Below are 18,978 nucleotides of genomic sequence, written 5' to 3' on the forward strand. Positions count from 1 at the left end.
GTATGACCAAAGTGAGCGGCTTCGTTGAGTGGTTGCCGGAGCAACGTATCGCCGAGCTACAATGGCTGGACGAGATTCGACGAACCTTTGAGAGTTATGGATTCTGTTCGATCGAGACCCCTTCAGTGGAGGAGCTCGATGCGCTGTTAGCCAAGGGCGAAACGGATAAAGAGATCTACGTCATCAAGCGGCTGCAGGGTGAAGGTGATAAGAGCGAGGCGCGGCTGGGACTGCATTACGACCTGACGGTTCCCCTGGCACGATACGTGGCCGAGCACTATAATGACCTGGTATTCCCGTTCAAGCGCTACCAGATCCAGCGCGTCTGGCGCGGCGAGCGGCCGCAGGAGGGACGCTACCGCGAGTTCTATCAGTGTGATATCGACGTTATCAACAACAATAGCGTTCCGCAGCACTTTGATGCCGAGATGCCGGTGATCGTGTATGAGATCTTCAGGCGCCTGGGCGTGCAGAACTTTCAGATGCACATCAATAATCGCAAGGTGCTGCAGGGATACTTCGAGGGCCTGGGCATCGAGGACACCATTCCGGTCCTGCGCATCGTCGACAAGCTGGACAAGATTGGCCATGATGGTGTGCTCAAGCAGCTGCAGGAACAGCTCGGCATGCAGCCAGAGCTGGCGGAGCGCTGTCTGGCCATAGGCAAGATCTGCACATCCGATCTCTCGTTTGTCGAGCGTGTGCGGGACCTGGGCGTCAAATCCGAGCTGCTCGATCAGGGGCTGGAAGAGCTGCGCTTCGTCATGAGCGAGCTGAGCCACCTGCCCGAGGGTGTTATGCTGGCCGACCTCTCGATCGCCCGCGGCCTCGACTACTATACCGGCACCGTCTACGAAGGCAAACTGGTGGACTTTCCCGCCTTCGGTACCGTCTGCTCAGGTGGGCGCTACGACGACCTGACCGGCTCGTTTATCAATCGCAAGCTGCCCGGCGTTGGTATCTCGATTGGCCTGACGCGCCTCTTCGCCAAGCTGCTGACCGAAAAGAAGATCCAGGTCGGACCAAAGAGTCCCACGCAAGTGCTGGTCATCTTCCCATCTGACGAGCGGCGCGCCGAAGCGGTGCAGGCCGCCAGCGCGCTACGCGAGCGTGGCCTCAACGTCGAGATGTATCCGACGGCGATCAAGCAGGCACAGCAGCTGCGTTACGCCTCGCGCAAGGGTATCCCCTACGTCTGGTTCCTGCCCTATGAAGACAAGGGGCACGAGGTCAAGAACCTGCTGACCGGCGAGCAAGGGACGGCCGATCTGGCCACGTGGCAGCCGTCCGAAGCGTAAGGGCACGGAAAGCCGGGGCAAGCCAAGCCGGGGCAAGCCCGGCACCTACGACGACGACGACGATGGGCGGGCGGTGTTGATCCAGGCGAGCAGGGGATGGCGCCGCGGTTGGTAATCGGGGGACCACTGGGCGGCCAGCTCGTCAAAGAGCAGGCTGCTCTGCTGGACGCTGTCGAGGATGCCCGTGGCGCTGAAGGGGTGTGGTGGCTCGGCATCCAGCCGAGTGATGAATGTGTTGCCCTGGCCACCTGCGCGATGGTGGCTAGTGCCGGTCGCTTGATCCCGCAGCATCATCGCCAGCACACAGGTATCCTGGATCATCTCCAGCGCCAGATGGCTGGCGATCAGCAGATCTCCGCGCATTACTTTGCTGGTCGTGAGCATCCCCTTGAACCAGAAATCGTTGCACATCTGCTCAAACTGCTCGCGCGTCGTCTCTGGCACCGGCAGGGGTCTCAGGATGGTCCTGTCCAGCGCCTCGTCCACCAGAGGCGAGCGCGAAAAGAGCACTTGCAGCGCCTCGCTGTGTGGGGGATGGGCCAGCAAGGCCGACTCCTGCATAAACGCGCAATCGAAGCGCCTGAAATCAGTCAGGCAGACGCGTGCGGTATTCGTATAGTCATTAGATGATTGGTTGAATGTGTAGACCGTACCCAGTGGGGCCAGCCAGTCGAGGGTGGGGAAGAACTCGGCCAGTGTGCCGTCGGCGACGATCACAGTCAGATCGACATCGCTCCATGTATCCGGTTGGATGGTGGGGTTGGCGCAGGAGCCCTTCAGCAGCAGGGCTCGGACCGTGGCATGTCCCTCGAACAGGGTCGTCAGATCCTGGATCGCCTGGGCTTGCCAGGGGCCGTTCTGGATCTTCATGGTTGTGCTCCTTATTTTACTCAAGCATACTCCTTTTCATCAGCTTTGCCAATGATCTTTCCTATTGCCGTATCAAGTGGTATGCTATGGGAATAATGGAATCGATCCGGGTGTTTATATAAGTGTATGACATCACAAGAATTGGATCGCTTCTGTGGGAAATGGTTTCTCAGAGCAACAATGAGTCGAGGATGTCCACACAGGAGTAAATAAGCATGAGATTATATGTTGGGGGACTCCCCTATCAAACCACCGAGCAGGAACTTGTAGACATTTTTTCGCAGGCTGGACACGTTGTTGAGGCCGCAGTGATCACCGATCGTGAGACGGGACGCAGCAAGGGTTTTGGCTTTGTCGAGATGGCGTCCAATGAAGATGGGCAGTATGCTATTGAGCGCCTGAACGGAACGATGATGGGAAATCGTACCATCACCGTCAATGAGGCGCGCGAACGACAGTCGTCGGGGAACCGGGGCGGTTATCAGCGCCGAGAGCGCTACTCGGACAACAACTACCGCGGCGGACGCTACTAGGTCGCGTCATGTGAAAGCATGACATGGCAAACAGCCAGAAATTGAATGCAGAGGGTCAGCATTGTGCTGACCCTCTTTTTTTGTGTCTGCTCGTTATGCTTTTTATCTGCCCTCGGAGAAGCGACGGATGCGCTCGTTGAGAAATGGAGAGAAGTGATCTCGATAGCGTTCCTGGACATCTCGTCGTTGCCAATCGTTGCCTGTGATCACCTGAAACTCCTCTTCCATCATGATCGTCTCGCCAATGCGAACCACGATTTCACCTTCACGGATCGGCTGGCGAGCAACCATTCCCATCCCCTGAATCGATGAAGGGTGGACCTTGACACGATGATCATACCAGGTGGTAGGAAGATAGTTATTTGAAGGCATGGTTTCTTTTTCTCCTGATCTGTGTCGTATAGTACCTCACACATTTTTACACCATTGATAGTAGATGCTCGGTATCACAAGAGATCAGGAGGTGCTCGCGCTCTTTGCGCGAGTGGGGCAAGTTATATAGGATGTGGTTGAAAATGAATACGCTCTCGTCGGGCCATCTTTTCCTCAAGAACATTTGGAGCCAGCTATGTTCTGTCTCTTTGAGAGAGCATACGCTCTTTTCTCTCCAAAAACAACTCTGCTCGCCAAAATGAGTGCCATTCATGTTGTTGCCAAAAGAGCAGGCAACAAAAACCGGAACGCCCCGAAAACCGGAACGCCCCGAAAACCGGAACGCCCCGAAAACCGGAATGCCCCGAAAACCGGAACGCCCATGTAGGGTCGACCTTCAACGGTCGACCGGGCTGCCAGCGCCAGCGACGGCAGCCCACGTGCCCTCACGACACCGCTTCCCCCTGTCTTCCAAGCCGGCAAACGTGGTACCCACCCGCAACGTTGCGAGGCGTACCCAAAAGTGAACGTTGCTTGCCGGGTACCACGTGGGGCGACGTGTTTTCCACGAGAAGCCGAACCGGCCGGGGATGTGGGCCGCAAGCGGCCCGGTCGACCGTTGAAGGTCAACCCTACACGGGCGTTTCGTGTTTCTTGTCACTTGCTCTTTTGAGAAGCAAGTCTTACCTGGCGAGTTGTGGCAACAGGGTAAATGCGCCCACCAGCAGCAATCCGGCTCCCTAGTCGTAGCGGGCGAAAGGCGCTATATTTATGAGGTTATCTTTTGTATGGGAAGCTCGATCAAAAATGTGACTCCTTCCCCTGGTGGAGATTTGACCATGATACTGCCCCCATATTGTTCAATATACGCCTTGCTTATCGTCAGGCCCAGGCCCCGCCCACTTTGATAGGTTCTTTCGGCGGTGGGGGTACGGTAGAAGGGCTCAAAAATGTGCTCTTGCTGCTCGGCTGAGAGTTCAGCACCCTCATTATGTACATAAATGCAGGCATTATTGGCGTCTGCGTGAACACAAACACAGATGGGTGTAGATAAGGAGGCATACCTGTCAGCATTGTCAATGATATTAGTGAGAGCGGAATGGAAACGTTCTTTATTCGCCTGTACTATAACTGGCTCATGTGGAAGCTCCAGCTTGAAGCCCCGGCCTGAGAGCTGGTGTTGCTGCATAGTAAGTTCTGTACAAATGTCGCTCACGTTACAGGGGCTCAATGTGGGTGGATTTATTTCTTCTTGCACGTGGTATAGCTCGATAAGATCTTCAACAAGTGCATGTAGCCCTTGTGCACGCTTCTCAATATGCTCAAAATGAGCAAGGCAGGTAGCGCTCTCGGAGGGAAGAGGTCGGGCTCGCTCCAGGCGCCGCAGCGCCAGTTGTGTTTCGCCCAGGATGGTAGTAAGAGGTGTACGCAATTCATGTGCCGCGCGCATAAAAAACATGTATTCCTGACGTTGCGTGCGTGTTAGCTCCCTATTCAAGGCTGATAGATCGCGCAGTGCTGCGCGAAGCTCCTTTGTGACCGCTACCGTGCGCCGATACTGCCTTGTATTAGACGCAGCAAGCAACGTAATCACCATTTGGACGAAGAAGAAAGGACCCAGTAAGTGGATATCTTTCCAGATATTGTGCGCGAATAGACGCTGATCTGGTATTATTATGTAATAGAGCGTAAAGAGTGCCAGAGTCATTGAGAGCAGAGCCGGACCAATACCCCACAAAAAGCACGACATGAGGGTTAGTATACAGAACGGAATCCAGATCAGTAATGGTTCATCTATAAACAACGCTGCCAGGGTCATAAAGCCAACCCATACAGGGCTGAGCAGATAGCCCACCAAATGAGAACGCCACCAGGGAAGGGAAAGATTTATTGTTTCTGGAGATGATGGATATTCACTCTGGTCTATCGCACCCAATGAATAACGTTGAACTGCCCGATGGAATTGTCTCATAATCACGCTCTTTTCACCGATGAAGCAAGCTGTACCGTATTTTGCTCGGGAGGTTGAATTTTTCTGATGGCTGTCGAGCCGCTCTCATACCATTCAAACAAGTATGCTCTGATCATACTATACCAGTCTCAGCCAAATGAATGCCCCACCACTACAGAACTGACCTCTGAGCATTCCTGGTGCGAAAGCCTGGGCATGTTTCTGTAAAAGGGGGCACGAGTACCCACGCACGGGCGGTCAACCCGGGCTATCTCGACGAAGACGTGAAACTGGTCAAGCCGCTGTAAGTTTGTACTTACTGTCTTACTAGCCGAACTCGGCACCATCGAAAAAGCTGATGCGGTAAGGGTGGATCTCGTAGCTCATGACACCGCGCTCCACACTGGGATCATGCCTCATGAGCTCATGAGCCTCCTGGTGGACACACGGGCCTGCGCCTGGGAATGGGGTCGCTGCGCGGCAAAGCTGGGGCAAGGCCAGCACCTACGGCGGGGGGGTGAGGTCGGCGATGAGGCCGAAGTGGTCGCTGGCCCAGGTGCCGTTGATTGGCTGATCGAAGATGAGTTGGCAGGAGGCGATTTTGAGGGTAGGGCCACCATGCTCGCCACAGCGTATGAAGATGTAGTCGATACGCCGGAAGGGCCAGTCCCAGTTGGCCATGGCCATTAGCGGGTTATCGGGGGTAAAGGTATGGCCTGGTTCGTTGGGATGGCTGCTTGCCCAGGCATCGCGGTAGCAGACGCTCAGGCCATTGAGCGATTGATAGCCGCTCCAGAAGCGGATGCTGGCGGCTGTGGGTTCGGCATCCATGTCGCCGGCCACTATTACGTGCAGCTTCCACTGGCGCGCGCGCTCCTCCAGAACGCGAGCGGCGGCGACCGCCTGCAATTCACGCTCATGTTCAAAGTCCAGTTGCCAGTTGGGAAAGTGGTTGACGAACAGCAGCGGTCCGACCGGGGCCGGCGCCTGAATTTCCGCGATAAGGGTGCCGCAGGGAAAATCGCCGATGCGGGCCGTCACCTGCAGGTCCAGTTCCTGTAACTCCCGCAGCGGCCAGCGACTGGCGAGCGAGATTCCCATGCCATTGGCGTGGCGGGCCCGTTGATGGACGATGTGCCACTCGGAGCCGAGCAGATCGAGGACCTGGTCGTAGCCATCGCTCTTGACCGTTTCCTGCAGCGCCAGCAGATCGGGCTGCAGCGCGCGCAGGCCCTCTTTGAGCACCGATCGACGATCGAACCACGCGCCATCGCGTCCCCAGAGATTAAGGGTAAGGACGCGTATGGCGCCGGGTCGCGGTCCCGCAAGCTGATATGTAGACATCGTGCCTTCCTTTCCTTTCAGACAAGGTACAAGCTTCGCGTGTGGCATGTCAAGTACCGGGTGCCGATAAGGATAGTATGCAGCAACGTGTTGGATTCGAGCATATGTGGGCCGCATTTCTGCTGGCCTGGGTGGCCGCCTTCAGTGACGCGATCGGTTTCCTGGTTCTGGGACAGTTAGGGGCCTCATTTATGAGCGGCAATAGTATGGCGACCGGGGTGGCTCTCGGCCGTCTGAACTGGCATGCCGCGCTGCACAGCGGCTTCCCCATTATCATATTCTTCCTGGGAAACTGGCTGGGCTTTCTGGTACGAACGCTGGCCAGGCGCTGTCGTCTGCGTTTCCCCTTTACCATCATATTCTTCCTGGAACTGGTTCTATTGCTGGGATTTCTCCTGCTTGGGAGCCGCTCTTTTTATCATGGAAGCGTGCATCCCTTTGAGTCGTGGACCTTTTATGTCTGCACGACCCTGCTGACGCTGGCGATGGGGTTGCAGACGGCGACGGTGCGGCGCGCTCAGGGTGAGTACATCAGCACCACGTTTGTGACGGGGGTGTTGAGCAATTGGGCCAAAATCCTGGCCCAATACCTGCCCTGGCTGCGCGAGCAACTGGCGCAGCGGCCGATGCCGCAGGTTGTGCGCACGCCGGTGCACCAGGCCTCGATGCGCCATTTTATCTTGTTGAGCGGCCTGTGGATAGCGTATCTGCTCGGGGCTATCTGCGGCGGTGTCCTGGAACTACACCTTGCTCTGCTGGCCCTGGTTTTTCCTATGGTCGTATTGGCGGCCCTGATTGTAATTGATCTTGTGCGGCCACTGGAGTTGGAACGCTTCTGATTGGGAAGATGACACGTTGAGGGGGCGTATGCGTCCGGGACGGGGCCGCTGCGCGGCAAGCGCCCACAAAGGCCAGTACATTCAACATAACATACTGGCGTCCCTTTGAGAGGGGAGATGGTATCGTTGGTGGAACGTGCGCGCCCGGGTACGGGGCCGCTGCGCGGCAAGCGCCCGCAAGGGGCGCACCTACGAGGAGATTATCTTTGACACACATTTGTTACAATTTCGGCATAATTTCGTGGCAGTCGAGCTCTATACTTCTGATAAATGATCGAAGCGATGGGATGGATGCGAACAAATGCGGTTTCGCGACTCTCAATAAATGCTATGTAAGAGGTATGGAATTATGCTGTCTACCATTAAAAGAACTGAACAAACTTCTCTGGCTAATACTTCAATAGTGCAATCAAAATATGGTTATGTGTTGTCTCTTGTTCGTCGGGGGGTCGTGGAGAATCCGTGGTTGATGGTAACGGGATTGTTGATGATGCTGACGCTGCTGGCGACAGGGGTAGGGCTGATCGTTGATCATCGAGTGATCACCGGGTCGCCCGCCTGGGTGAAGCCGGCGAAGTTCGCTATTTCATTCAGCGTCTACTGCTTTACGTTTGTCTGGTTGCTCTCGTTTGTACGGCGCTGGAAGAGAGTTACCAGGATCATCGCCGGCCTGACCAGTTTGGCGGCCGTGGCTGAGATGGGGCTGATTGCTTTGCAGGCCGCGCGCGGTGTCGCGAGCCACTTCAACCGGGCCACCTCCTTTGATTCGGCTGTCTATTCAACGATGGCTACCTTTGCGCTCACGCTCTGGGTGGCGGCCTTTCTCGCGGCGATCCTCTTTCTGTTCGAGCGTCGCGCGGACCGGGCCTTTATCTGGTCGGTGCGCCTGAGCCTGGTCATCGTCCTGTTTGGCATGCTGGCGGCTATCCCGATGACCTTGCCGACGGCGGCGCAACAGGCCGCCATCAAGGCCGGACACGCCATACTCGTCGGCGCGCACAGCGTAGGTGTGCCAGATGGTGGTTCGGGTCTGCCATTTCTGGGATGGAGCACGATCGGCGGCGATCTGCGCATCGCCCACTTTATTGGCCTGCACGCGCTCCAGGTGCTGCCATTGATCGGCTGGTTCCTCTCGGCGCGGCGCTTTCCACGGCTGCGCACCGGTCACCGTATCACCCTGGTCTGGACATTTAGCCTGGGCTACCTGGGCCTGACGGCCTCGCTGTTCTGGCAGGCAATGCGCGGCCAATCGCTGATCGCTCCCGACGCGCTGACGCTGCTGACCTGGGGTGGCGTTACCGGTCTAACGCTGGCGGCTACGATCGGGATTGTGCTCCATGCGCGGGCAACGGTCAAGACAATATAAGATGCATCGAACGCAATGTCCAAAGCTATGTGCCCCAGGTTATACGCCTGGGGCACATTTAGTATGTGAACTGCATTTTTGTGCGAAAAGAGAACGAGAAGGTCGCGGTCCTATATTTCTCGTTATTGTTCTTGCGTTAGCCAGGCGAGGCCGCTGCCAAGGAGGTAGAGGCTGCCGCTGGACAGCATGAGCCATGTCGGCCCGATGTCGGCCAGGGTGAGGCTGGCTATGGCCATGCCTGCCACCTGGGCGAGGGACTGCATGGCGCTGGCGGTTGCCAGCATGCGGCCGAGGACGCGGTTGGCGACGCGTTGCTGGAGCAGGGTCAGAACCTGAACTGTGACCCCGGCGGTCAGCGCGCCAAAGACCAGGTTGAGCATCAGGACGGGCAGCAGCATGTGGATGGCGGCGATGAGCATGAGCACACACCCTCCTCCGGCGAGGCAGGCTGAGACAAAGCCCGCTATTGCTCTGCGGCCGCGCCAGAGGGGCAAACGTCCCAGCAGAACGCTCATGATCCCTTCGCCGATCGCCTGAGCGGTTAGCAGCCAGCCAAAGGCCAGGGGACTCGCCGAGAGTGCCGAGCGCACAAAGACCGGGATGAGGATATTGAGCGTGCCAGCCGTATAGGCGACGATTGATCCCAGGATGAACAGGCTGTGTACATGGCGGGTGGCCGCGAGGGTCTCACGCAACCTCTGTTGCCTCTTCCCGGCGGCGGCAACTGGTAGGGCTGGAAGGTCCTCTGCTGAGTGCTGGTGAGCGGTGGACAGGAGGCAGATGCATCCCACTGAGATCAGAAAGGTGGCGGCATTGATCAGCACGATGCCGGCGGGTCCCCAGGTCAGCAGGAAGAGGGTGCTCAGGGAGGGCGCAATGATACGGACCGCGCAGTCACTTACCATGTAGAGCGCGTTTCCGGCCAGCAGCGTGGGCGGCTCGATCAACTGCGGCAGCAGTGCGCCGCGCGCCGACCAGAAGAAGGTGGCGATGGCCGACTGGATAAAGCCGACGAGGTAGATCGACCAGAGCGCGTGCGGTTGCGCGATGATGACGCCGAACAGGGCCAGAAAGAGCGTGGCGCGTGCCCCCTCGGCGACGAGCATGATGGCGCGACGCGGCCAGCGATCCACTATGGCTCCAGCCAGGGGCGCGAACAAGATGCCGGGGACCGTCGAGGCGATCAGCACCGCGCCCGTAGCGGTGGCTGAGCCGGTCTGCTCATAGACCCAGAACGTAATGGCGATAAAGAAAACGTAGTCACCAAGGATAGAGAAGGTGTGCGCAACCCACAGGAGACCAAAGTTGCGCCGGGTAAGCAGGGTAAACACGAACGACTCCTTTAACGAGCCCACCACGATGTGAAAGAGGACATGGTTTCCGCGCTCAAGGAGAAATGCGGCGAGCGGGTTACCAGGGGGGGATGTGCAAGAAAACCGGTGGGCATATAGGAGTCATCTGACCACCTCGTATATTATAGTGGGTCAAGTCAAGAGGAACGATTAGCAGGCCCACAAAAATGGATGGAAAGTCTTGACAGAAACCGGTTTCTATGGTACGTTTTTTGTGCAGGAATGGTTTTAGGGATGTTTGAACCATTTTTGGCGAGATGGGCGCGGATATAGCGAAGTCATTTATGGGTAGAGAAGCGGCCGCGAGGGTCGCACGTACGGGGATCAAAAATATTTAAAGGTGACCTCGATGGAACGAGGCGGGAGCGTTTGTGCTATGCCAGGAGAGACGCAGGGAAGGCTGACGATCCAGGATATTGCACGGCTGGCCGGTGTATCCAAGGCTACCGTATCGCGCGTCCTGAACCGCAACCCATCCGTTGATCCGCTGCTGGCCGAGCGGGTGACGAAAGTGGTGCAGGAGCACAACTTTGTGCCCAACATTACCGCCACGGTGCTGGCCGGTGGCCGCACGCAGCTGATTGGCGTGCTGGCCCCTCCCCTGAACTGGCCGGCGATGCCCGAGATCATGCGCGGCGTAGCCGAATACCTCGAAGGCTCACCCTACGAAATCGTCCTCTACTGCATCGGCAGTCAGCGCAACCATGCCGACGTGCTCAATCGCATCCTGGCCATGCGCATGATCTCTGGTCTGCTAGCGATCTTCCCCGGTGGACTGGCGTCCCAGCTGGCCACCCATTTCCAGCAGGGTCTGCCTCTGGTGATGATCGACGACCAGGAGGAGCCCGATGGCATGCCCTGGGTCGGCATCGACAATCCGACCAGCGCCTATGAGGCGACGCGCCATCTGCTGGCGTGCGGGCATACGCGCATCGCGCATATCCAGGGACCCACCAACTACCACTGCACGCTTGAGCGCTACCAGGGCTACTGCCGGGCGCTGCGCGAGGCCGGGATCGAGCCCGATCCTGACCTGCTCTTGCAGGGCAACTTCGAGCAGAGCGGCGGCCGCCACTGTGCCAGCGTACTGTTCGCGCGCGACCGCGAGCGCTGGCCGAGCGCCATCTTTATCGGCAACGACGAGATGGCCTATGGCTTTCTGGAGGTCGCGCAGGAGTTGGGAGTGAGGATTCCGGAGGACATCGCCGTCGTCGGCTTTGACGACTATGTTATCTCCGCCCACACTACGCCTCCGCTCACCACCGTGCGCCAGCCCTTCTCCAATATCGGTCGCACGGCGATCGAACTGCTCCTAACCATGATTGATCGTATGAACGAGAAGCAGCCGCCAAAGGATGGGCGGCAGACCGCAGGAGGTGTTCCGACACAGGATTTCGTCGTTGATCCACCCTGTATTCAGCTTGCGACCACTCTGGTGCAGAGGGCATCGAGCCGTCTCGTGCTTCCCGCTGCGCGCAACCAGCCTGGCAGCAACCTTTAGTGCCTCTTTATTTAGCGTAGATTTTGCTCTTCTTGTACTGGCGAACGTGAGTGCCTCCACACGCGCGTCCGCTGCGTGGCCGCATTGAATTTTGTATGTTGGTGTAGCGGGTACGCATCCGCGCACCCGCTACACCAACATACAAATGACTCTGAGCGCCGCAGGTGCAAATGTAGGTTTTTTCCAGGTAAGCGGCCAGTCCCAAAGCCGGGGCAAGCCCGGCACCTACTTTCGTCCGTGTGTGGGCGTGGCGGAAGCAACACGTGTACTTGATATACCGACATGCCCTCTTGTTGTCCTGAAGTCTTGATAAGAATGGCGCTACCGAGAAGAATGGTAGTTGACCTGAAAGGAGCGATCAATGTTGATCTTTCCACAGCGGGGAGCGTTTAGTGGTTCTCCGCAGCAGCCGCGCAGGCGGCGCATCGCCTTGCTGGCTACGGTATTTGTGGTTGCCATGCTGGGGATGGCCGCCGTGAGCCTGGCGCCGTCGGGCGCAGTGCCACAGGCCAGGGCCGCCTCCTGGAATCTTACCTGGAGCGATGACTTTAATGGGGCCGCCGGCACCGGTGTCAATACCGCCAACTGGAAATATGATACCGGCACGGGTTGGGGGACGGGCGAGATTGAGACCATGAGCAGCAGTACCAACAATGTGTATCAGGATGGCAACGGCCACCTGGTGATCAAGCCGCTGCGCGATGGCAGCGGAAACTGGACCTCCGGGCGCATCGAGACGCAGCCCTCGAACTTCGCCGCGCCTGTGGGAGGCGAGGTAGCCTTTGAGTCCTCGATCCAGCTGCCCAATGTGACGGGCGCGGCGGCCCAGGGCTACTGGCCCGCCTTCTGGTCGCTGGGCGCGCCCTTCCGCACTGGTGGCAGTTGGCCGGGCGTCGGCGAGGTTGACTTCATGGAGAGTATCAACGGCACCAACAGGGAGTATGGCACCCTGCACTGCGGCGTTGATCCCGGTGGTCCCTGCAACGAGACCACTGGACGCGGTGGCTCCACTCCCTGTACGCCCACGACCTGCCAGGCCGCGTTCCACACGTATCGCACCGAGATCGATCGCCGTAGCTCTCCCGAGCAGGTACGCTGGTACCTGGACGGCGTCGAGTTCTGGCACGTCAACTCCAACGATGCGGGCATGGACCCCACCACCTGGGCCAACGCCATCGATCACGGCTTCTTCATCATCTACGACGTCGCCATGGGCGGCGGCTGGCCCGGCAATCCCACGGCCTCCACGCAGTCGGGCGTCCCCATGGTAGTTGACTACACGCGTGTCTACACGCTCAGCGGTGGCACGCCGACACCGACGCCGACGGCGACCGCGACACCCACCTCGGGCTGCACCTCTGGTGTCTTCGCGCAGGGCGTCGTCAACAGCGGATCCAGCTCGGCGCGTCCCTGGTTCCAGCCCTGTGGCTGGACGGCTGGCTACGTCATCCTGCACTATATCGTCCCCAACCAGGTGCAGCAAAACGTCCAGATGTCGTATAACAGCGGCGCCGGACGCTGGGAGTATACCGTCAACGGTCTGAACTCGGGTCAGACGCTGCAATACTCGTTCACCTACCAGAAGGCAGGGTTGCAATACGACACCAGCTGGTATACGTGGACACACCCGTAGCGTAACGATCCGAACGTCGGGCAAGAAATCGGACGCGAGGTCCGAACATATGGGGCGGCGGGGGACCATGTGCAGAGCGCATGGTCCCCCGCCGTTGTGTTATCTATGCGTGCGGATATGTTGCCCAGCACGGACCGAGCGTAAGGCAGCACAAAGGGAGGGAATCTATGCACTTGCATCCTTCGCGTAATACCTGATATTATTCGCAAGGATCTAAGGCAGAGATTGATTTCGACTCTGGTGATCGTGGATGAGTACTGCTAAAGGAAGAGGTATCATGAATGGAGACGCCAGTGCAAATCGCCCTGGCGCTCGCTGCTCAGGCGGGCGATCAGAAGGCATTCGAGACCCTGGTGGGTGCGTATCAGCGTGAGCTGCTCGTGCATTGTTATCGCATGCTGGGCTCGTTCCATGACGCCGAAGATCTCTTGCAAGAAACCCTGCTGCGCGCCTGGGAGAAACACACGACTCTCACCAATCCGGGAGCATACCGGAGTTGGCTGTACCGTATCGCCACCAATCTCTGCCTGGATAGACTCAGGAGCGCTTCTCGACGATCCTTGCCACCAGACACCCATCCGATGAGCAATCCCAGTGATCCTGTACCGCCACGGTTGCGGGAGCCGATCTGGCTGGAGCCATTTCCCGATGATGTACTTGCCGATTGGCATAGCGATCCGCAAGACCGTGCAGAGCGCAACGAACAGACCACCCTGGCTTTTCTGATTGCACTGCAGCACTTAACGCCAACGCAGAGGGCTGTTCTGCTCTTGCGCGAGGTGCTCTCCTGGGAAGCCCGCGAAGTGGCCGAATGGCTCAATCTCTCGGTCCCCGCCGTCAATTCAGCCTTGCAGAGGGCCCGACGCGCCATGCGGCAGGGTGACGTAGCAAGCCAGGCCCCGATGGCGCCGCCGAATCTTCGCGCCCAGAAACTCCTTGAGAGCTATGTCGCGTTGTGGGAGCAAGCAGATATCCCTGGCTTCGTGGCGCTGCTGCGAGATGATGCCTGGTTTACTATGCCGCCCCTTCCCGCCTGGTTCCAGGGACGAACTGCCATCGCCACCGTGCTTGCCACCTCCATTTTTACACCTGGCAGGCAACGACGCCTGCTACCCACGCACGCCAATGGGTGTCCAGCTTTCGCGTACTACCAGCGGGAGGCTGGTGAACAGGTCTTTAAACTGATTGGACTCGTGGTGCTGGGGGTGGAGGGTGAGCAGATTGCCAGCCTCGTCGCGTTCCTGGATGTCTCTAGCCTCTCGTCATTTGCCCTTCCACCCTCGCTCGGTGAATGAGGACACAGAACGGAGGAGCACTCCGTAAGTTGTCAGCTTACGGAGTGCTCCTCCTGAAGAAAAGGTTGCCAGACACGAACCGGCATCCTATCAGGAGCGAGGTTCATAGGTGATCTTCACAATGCCATTTGAGAAGCTCTTTGCCGCAACGAACCGCAAGGCGGCGTTTTCGCCCTCGCGGAAGAACTGCCTCCCCTGCCCCGCCACGAACGGATAGATCGAAAGATCGAGCACGTCGACTAAGTGGTGCTTGAGCAACGTCTCTGCAAGAAGACCATGACCATAGAGGAGAAGGTCCCGTCCTTCCTGCTGCTTGAGCCTGGTTACTTCAGCCACCACATCGCCCCGCACAATGGTTGTATTGTTCCATTCGGCTTGTTCCAGCGTCGACGAGAACACATACTTGGGCATGGCATTGACCCTCTCGGCCCACGGGTCGGTGCGCCTTGTCCAAATCGTCGCAAAGCCCTCGTAGGTGGTCCTACCCATTAACAATGCGTCGCAGGCCAGGGCCTGGCTCAATCCGTCCCGCATATACGCCTCGTCGCGGTACTCAGCAAATCCCGCGGCAGCGGCTCCCGCGAAAATGCCATCTACCGAGACCAGAGTATATTCAATAATTTTCCGCATGATATGGTATCCTTTCCCATTCACCTTGACATGCAAGAGGAACGATTTCCTTTGCGCTCATAAGACGGCAAATTGATCCCAAACTCATCGCAAATGAACAAAATGAGGATGAGAAAGGATTGTATCTATGGTGCTAGAAGAAATGTCCGGCTTCAAGGTCGTCGATCAGTGTGGGGTGTGGCGTCTGCCATCCCAGCAGTTCGCGGGTCAGTGCGCTCGACGTGGGGTTGTCGGTGGTGAGGGCTGTTGCCAGCCAGCCGAAGTGCTCGTCTGCGTCCTCAGGAGAGATGGAGACGACCGGGATGGCGAGATGGCGGCCGATCACCTCGGCGATGGTGCGGGTTGGCATACCCTCTTCCGCGACCCCGTGCAGTATCGATCCGGCCGGTGCCTTCTCCAGCGCCAGGCGGAACAGGCGAGCGGCATCGAGCCGGTGCACAGCGGGCCAGCGGTTGGAGCCATCTCCGACGTAGCCGGAGATGCCCTTCTCACGGGCGATAGAGATCAGGACCTGCGCGAAGCCAGCTCTTGTCTGGTCGTGAACTGAGGGAGCCAGTCTGACGACCGATGAGCGCACATCGCGCTTTGCCAACGCGAGCACCGCGTTCTCCGATGTGACTCGTGGCGCGACCATTCCGGCTTCGGCCACATCCTTCTCTGTGCCGAGACGCCCCTGCGGGAGAAAGAATGTGAGCATCAATGTGCCCGAGGTGATCACGAATGGCTTGCCGGTGCCTTCGAGCGCTGCTCCGATGGCCTGGACGGCACGCAGATCTGTTCGCGCAGCACCTTCGTAGTCCGAGAAGTCGTGGTTAAAGGCAAGATGGATGACGCCGTCGGACGCGACTGCTCCGCTGCGCAGACTGTCGAGATCGTCGAGGGAGCCGCGATGCGCATCCGCGCCAGCGGCGGCAAGCGACGCGGCGGATGCCTCCGAGCGCGCCAGGCCGAGGACCTGGTGTCCCGCCTCAATCAACTCGCGAACGACGGCGGAGCCAATAAAACCGGTCGCGCCGGTAACGAAAACTTTCATGGAAAATTCCTCCAGTTGGTAGATGAGTATTTGTGGTTCAGGTCGGGTGGTCACACCACGCGTATGCCCTATCCAGGTAGTTGGCAGCTTGTCTGACGGCGGGTGCGCCTTGCACGCTTATCTAGTGATCCAGCATGCTTGCGGGGAACATTGTTCTTGACCTATCGAAAGTGTATACTGAGGAGAATCCTGGAACAAGACGAGCGATTATCATAGGAGTAAGACTCCTACATTCCCGCCACCAGGGCGGACCATTTGGAGAGGAAGAGAACGTATGCTACGTGAGCAGGAAGCCCAGCGCTTGCACGAGCTCGGCGATTTTCTGCGTACCAGAAGGGCGCGGCTCGCTCCTGAAGATGTAGGGCTGCCACGTGGAGGCAGGCGGCGAGCGCCCGGACTCAGGCGCGCAGAAGTGGCCCAACTGGCGGGCGTCAGCGTAGACTGGTATACCTGGCTGGAGCAGGGACGCTCGATCACTGTTTCGACGCAGGTCCTGGAAAGCCTGGTTCAGGCCTTGCGCCTGACTGCCAGTGAGCGAGAGCATCTCTTCTTCCTGGCTCACCAGCAGCCTCCACCGGAAAAGGACATGGAACTTGAGACGGTAAGTCCAACGTTACAGCGCTTCCTCGACAACCAGGGCCTCAGTCCAGCTTTTGTAACGGGACGACGCTGGGATGTCGTAGCCTGGAATGAAGCGGCGCGCGTCGTCCTTGGCGATTATGGACAGATGAGTACGTTGGAACGCAATTCCATCTGGCGGTTCTTCACCTTCCCCGAGCATCGGCACGTGCTGGTCGATTGGGAAGGACATGCGCGCCAGCTTCTGGCACAATTCCGTGCCACCTGTGGTCGCTATCCTGGTGATCCCTACCTGACAGAGCTGATCCAAGACCTGATGCTACGCAGCCCTGAATTTCGGGCCTGGTGGCCCGATCACGAGGTGCTCGGTGCACGAGAAGTCCATAAAGAGTACAACCATCCGCAGGCAGGCTCTCTGGTGTTTGAATATCTTTCCTTTCAGGTGCTTGACGCTCCGGATCTCAGGGTAAATGTGTATACCCCATTGGATGAAGTGGATACCCCGGCCAAAATCGCCCGGCTCATCGCCGAAGGATCGAGCGTCTCAAGGTGATGGCGGAAAGCGCCCGTGAGGGGCGCACCTACGGTGTGGGACGAGGCAGGAAGCGCCCGCAAGGGGCGCACCTACGGTGTGGGGTCTGGGTTCATGTTGAAGAGCGGCGGTCCTCCGCGGCTGTATGGGGTGGAATCGAGGACCGCCAGCCAGTCGAAATCCGCGAGGCTGTGAGATGTGAGCATGAAGTAGCCGGGGTGCTTCGTGCTGCCGGAGCGGGTGGGGAGCGAGGCTAGTTCCGAGGCTGGCAGTCCCTGACCACGATGAGTTGGGATCAGGCGCGCCGGTCCCGGTGCGGCTGTCAGCAGGTTTTCAAGCGTGCCGGTTTCAGGCTGGCCGATGCCAGTGGCCTCAGAGACGCCCACGGCTGAACCAATGACGACATAGCGCGGGCCGAACATTTCGTTGAGCTGCGCACCGGCCGGCCACCATGCGTGGACAGCGGGGCCGAATTGCATCTGGGCCTTACCGCGCCCCAGATGCGCATTCTGGGCGAAGGCCAGCACTTTACCCCGACTACGCTCGTGGGCCACGATGTAGGCAAGGTTATCCGCCATCATCATGTCACGAATGCCGAGCAGCCTGGCGATGCGTTCGTCCGATGTGCCCGCCAGTTCAGCATGATAGTTCAACAATTGCCGTGCCTCTAAGGCGTACTGCAAGGCTTCCCGGTAGCGGTCCGGACCGCTCTGTGCCACCAGTTCGGGACGGCGGATGAGCAGATCCGAAATGAGCTCCTCGGTCTCGATCCGTAGCGCTGTTGCCTCTGCTGAAAGACCGATCGACTGTGCGGGGTCTATCAGAGCGTAGGGATTCTGCCAGGTGGCGTCCTGGCCGAGCAGCGGCTCGATGCGGCTTCGATGCCGCTGCCCGCTGGCCTTATCAATCGAGGTCAGGTAATCGAGAGCAACGTGCAGCACCTGTCGCGGACTATCAGCACCGTCTACGTTGTCGGTTGGACTATCGAAGCCGTAGAAGCGGAGTTTGACAGCGTGTGTTGGATCGGCATTGTACTGGCGCATCCACTCCACCAGTTCCTGGTTCTCCTCAAGCTTGCCAAAGTTATGGCTAAAGCCGCTCTGTTGTATCTGCTCATAGGAGGCGGGGCCGCGCCCGGCGACGTATTCGTTGACGAGCTGTCCCTGGGGGAAACTGCTCTCAAGAGCGATGGCGCTGTAACCATGGGCCTGCACCAGGTACTGGAAGAGCCGGTTACGCAAGGTGAGAAAACCAGCGCCGCCGTGGAACGCTTCTCCCAGGCCAAGCAGCTCCACCTGCTCACCGGGTAAAGCCAGCATCTGATCGACGGCAGTGGCAAAGGACTGCGGATCATCGAGGGAGAACGCACGAGCCTCGCGGGCAATCCAGTCTTCGAGTGTCGCATAGGTTGGGGTGGCGTGAGTCATGAGTCGATCTCCATTCTATTCGCGTGTTTGTGGATAAGCATCCACTTCTGCGCCCTCCAGCCGTTTGCTGGAGCATACCTCTACTCTAGAACACAGATGCAAGAGTGGAGAGTGGAGATATGCTCTCGCTCAATACTGGCATGCCCTTTACACGCTGGTGAGCCAATTTATGCATGATAGAGGATGCGAGGGAAAGATCTTGAAGTCTTCATCCTCGTATAGAGGGTTTTACATGACTCTTTGAATTTCATACGTGCTTTCTTAGAATAGGTTTTACTCTCGTCAATTTGGGGAACGTGGGCGCCCCCACTCGCGCGTCCGCTACGCGGCCGCGTTGTTTTTTTAGTTGGTACATCGGGGGCGCATCCGCGCCCCCGATGTACCAACTAAAAATGGGGTGGTGAGCACAGTAGGAGCATCCGC

At 58.3% G+C, this 18,978-nt stretch carries 16 protein-coding genes; 8 read left to right on the plus strand and 8 right to left on the minus strand.

Translation table 11 applies throughout. The annotated features are described in order from the left end of the window. The first annotated feature begins 2 nt into the window (after positions 1-2). Positions 3-1,298, plus strand: coding sequence for a histidine--tRNA ligase (gene hisS / locus AABA21_RS36710; RefSeq protein ID WP_338257842.1), 1,296 nt, complete (start codon positions 3-5; stop codon positions 1,296-1,298). 45 nt (positions 1,299-1,343) lie between these two features. Here the strand turns inward: hisS and AABA21_RS36715 are convergent, their stop codons facing one another. Then, complete coding sequence (locus AABA21_RS36715) at positions 1,344-2,168, minus strand: aminoglycoside 6-adenylyltransferase (protein WP_338257843.1); 825 nt, start codon at positions 2,166-2,168, stop codon at positions 1,344-1,346. A gap of 215 nt (positions 2,169-2,383) precedes the next feature. Between AABA21_RS36715 and AABA21_RS36720 the strand changes: the two genes are divergently transcribed. After that, the gene (locus AABA21_RS36720; protein WP_338257844.1) at positions 2,384-2,701 is read left to right on the plus strand and encodes an RNA recognition motif domain-containing protein; all 318 of its coding nucleotides are present in this window, start codon (positions 2,384-2,386) and stop codon (positions 2,699-2,701) included. 102 nt (positions 2,702-2,803) lie between these two features. On the opposite strand, the gene AABA21_RS36725 is transcribed toward AABA21_RS36720, so the two are convergent. The 3 genes from AABA21_RS36725 to AABA21_RS36735 form a co-directional block, all read right to left on the minus strand. Then, on the minus strand, positions 2,804-3,073 hold the full coding sequence (locus AABA21_RS36725; RefSeq protein ID WP_338257846.1) for a hypothetical protein: 270 nt from the start codon (positions 3,071-3,073) through the stop codon (positions 2,804-2,806). Positions 3,074-3,842: 769 nt separating this feature from the next. Further along, positions 3,843-5,045, minus strand: coding sequence for a sensor histidine kinase (locus AABA21_RS36730; protein WP_338257847.1), 1,203 nt, complete (start codon positions 5,043-5,045; stop codon positions 3,843-3,845). 483 nt (positions 5,046-5,528) lie between these two features. Continuing rightward, positions 5,529-6,368: an endonuclease/exonuclease/phosphatase family protein gene (locus tag AABA21_RS36735; RefSeq protein WP_338257848.1), complete on the minus strand. Its 840-nt coding sequence runs from the start codon at positions 6,366-6,368 to the stop codon at positions 5,529-5,531. Positions 6,369-6,445: 77 nt separating this feature from the next. On the opposite strand from AABA21_RS36735, the gene AABA21_RS36740 reads away from it, so the two are divergent. Together AABA21_RS36740 and AABA21_RS36745 are read left to right on the plus strand one after the other, a co-directional pair. Then, positions 6,446-7,207 (plus strand): YoaK family protein, encoded by a 762-nt coding sequence (locus AABA21_RS36740; RefSeq protein WP_338257850.1) that lies wholly within the window; start codon positions 6,446-6,448, stop codon positions 7,205-7,207. A 469-nt stretch (positions 7,208-7,676) separates the two neighbouring features. Beyond that, complete coding sequence (locus AABA21_RS36745) at positions 7,677-8,573, plus strand: hypothetical protein (protein WP_338257852.1); 897 nt, start codon at positions 7,677-7,679, stop codon at positions 8,571-8,573. A gap of 122 nt (positions 8,574-8,695) precedes the next feature. On the opposite strand, the gene AABA21_RS36750 is transcribed toward AABA21_RS36745, so the two are convergent. After that, entirely contained in the window at positions 8,696-9,904 is a 1,209-nt protein-coding gene (locus tag AABA21_RS36750; RefSeq protein ID WP_338257853.1) for an MFS transporter, read from the minus strand. Between the two features lie 397 nt (positions 9,905-10,301). Here AABA21_RS36750 and AABA21_RS36755 point away from each other — a divergent pair, with 397 nt between their 5' ends. The 3 genes from AABA21_RS36755 to AABA21_RS36765 all read left to right on the plus strand — a co-directional run bounded on the left by AABA21_RS36755 (position 10,302) and on the right by AABA21_RS36765 (position 14,354). Further along, a complete protein-coding gene (locus AABA21_RS36755) occupies positions 10,302-11,426 on the plus strand; it encodes a LacI family DNA-binding transcriptional regulator (protein ID WP_338257855.1) in 1,125 nt (374 codons plus the stop codon). A 361-nt stretch (positions 11,427-11,787) separates the two neighbouring features. Next, positions 11,788-13,059 carry a glycoside hydrolase family 16 protein gene (locus AABA21_RS36760; protein ID WP_338257856.1) on the plus strand — a complete coding sequence of 424 codons (1,272 nt, stop codon included), beginning with the start codon at positions 11,788-11,790 and terminating at the stop codon, positions 13,057-13,059. A 281-nt stretch (positions 13,060-13,340) separates the two neighbouring features. Then, positions 13,341-14,354, plus strand: a complete 1,014-nt coding sequence (locus AABA21_RS36765; protein WP_338257857.1) for an RNA polymerase subunit sigma-70 — start codon at positions 13,341-13,343, stop codon at positions 14,352-14,354. A gap of 90 nt (positions 14,355-14,444) precedes the next feature. On the opposite strand, the gene AABA21_RS36770 is transcribed toward AABA21_RS36765, so the two are convergent. Further along, positions 14,445-14,984, minus strand: a complete 540-nt coding sequence (locus AABA21_RS36770; protein WP_338257858.1) for a dihydrofolate reductase family protein — start codon at positions 14,982-14,984, stop codon at positions 14,445-14,447. 133 nt (positions 14,985-15,117) lie between these two features. Beyond that, positions 15,118-16,017 (minus strand): SDR family oxidoreductase, encoded by a 900-nt coding sequence (locus AABA21_RS36775; protein ID WP_420917186.1) that lies wholly within the window; start codon positions 16,015-16,017, stop codon positions 15,118-15,120. Positions 16,018-16,291: 274 nt separating this feature from the next. Here AABA21_RS36775 and AABA21_RS36785 point away from each other — a divergent pair, with 274 nt between their 5' ends. After that, on the plus strand, positions 16,292-17,149 hold the full coding sequence (locus AABA21_RS36785) for a helix-turn-helix transcriptional regulator (protein WP_338257859.1): 858 nt from the start codon (positions 16,292-16,294) through the stop codon (positions 17,147-17,149). 71 nt (positions 17,150-17,220) lie between these two features. Here AABA21_RS36785 and AABA21_RS36790 read toward each other — a convergent pair whose 3' ends face one another. After that, complete coding sequence (locus tag AABA21_RS36790; protein WP_338257860.1) at positions 17,221-18,555, minus strand: erythromycin esterase family protein; 1,335 nt, start codon at positions 18,553-18,555, stop codon at positions 17,221-17,223. Between the last annotated feature and the right edge of the window lie 423 nt (positions 18,556-18,978).

Source organism: Dictyobacter halimunensis (assembly GCF_036245075.1).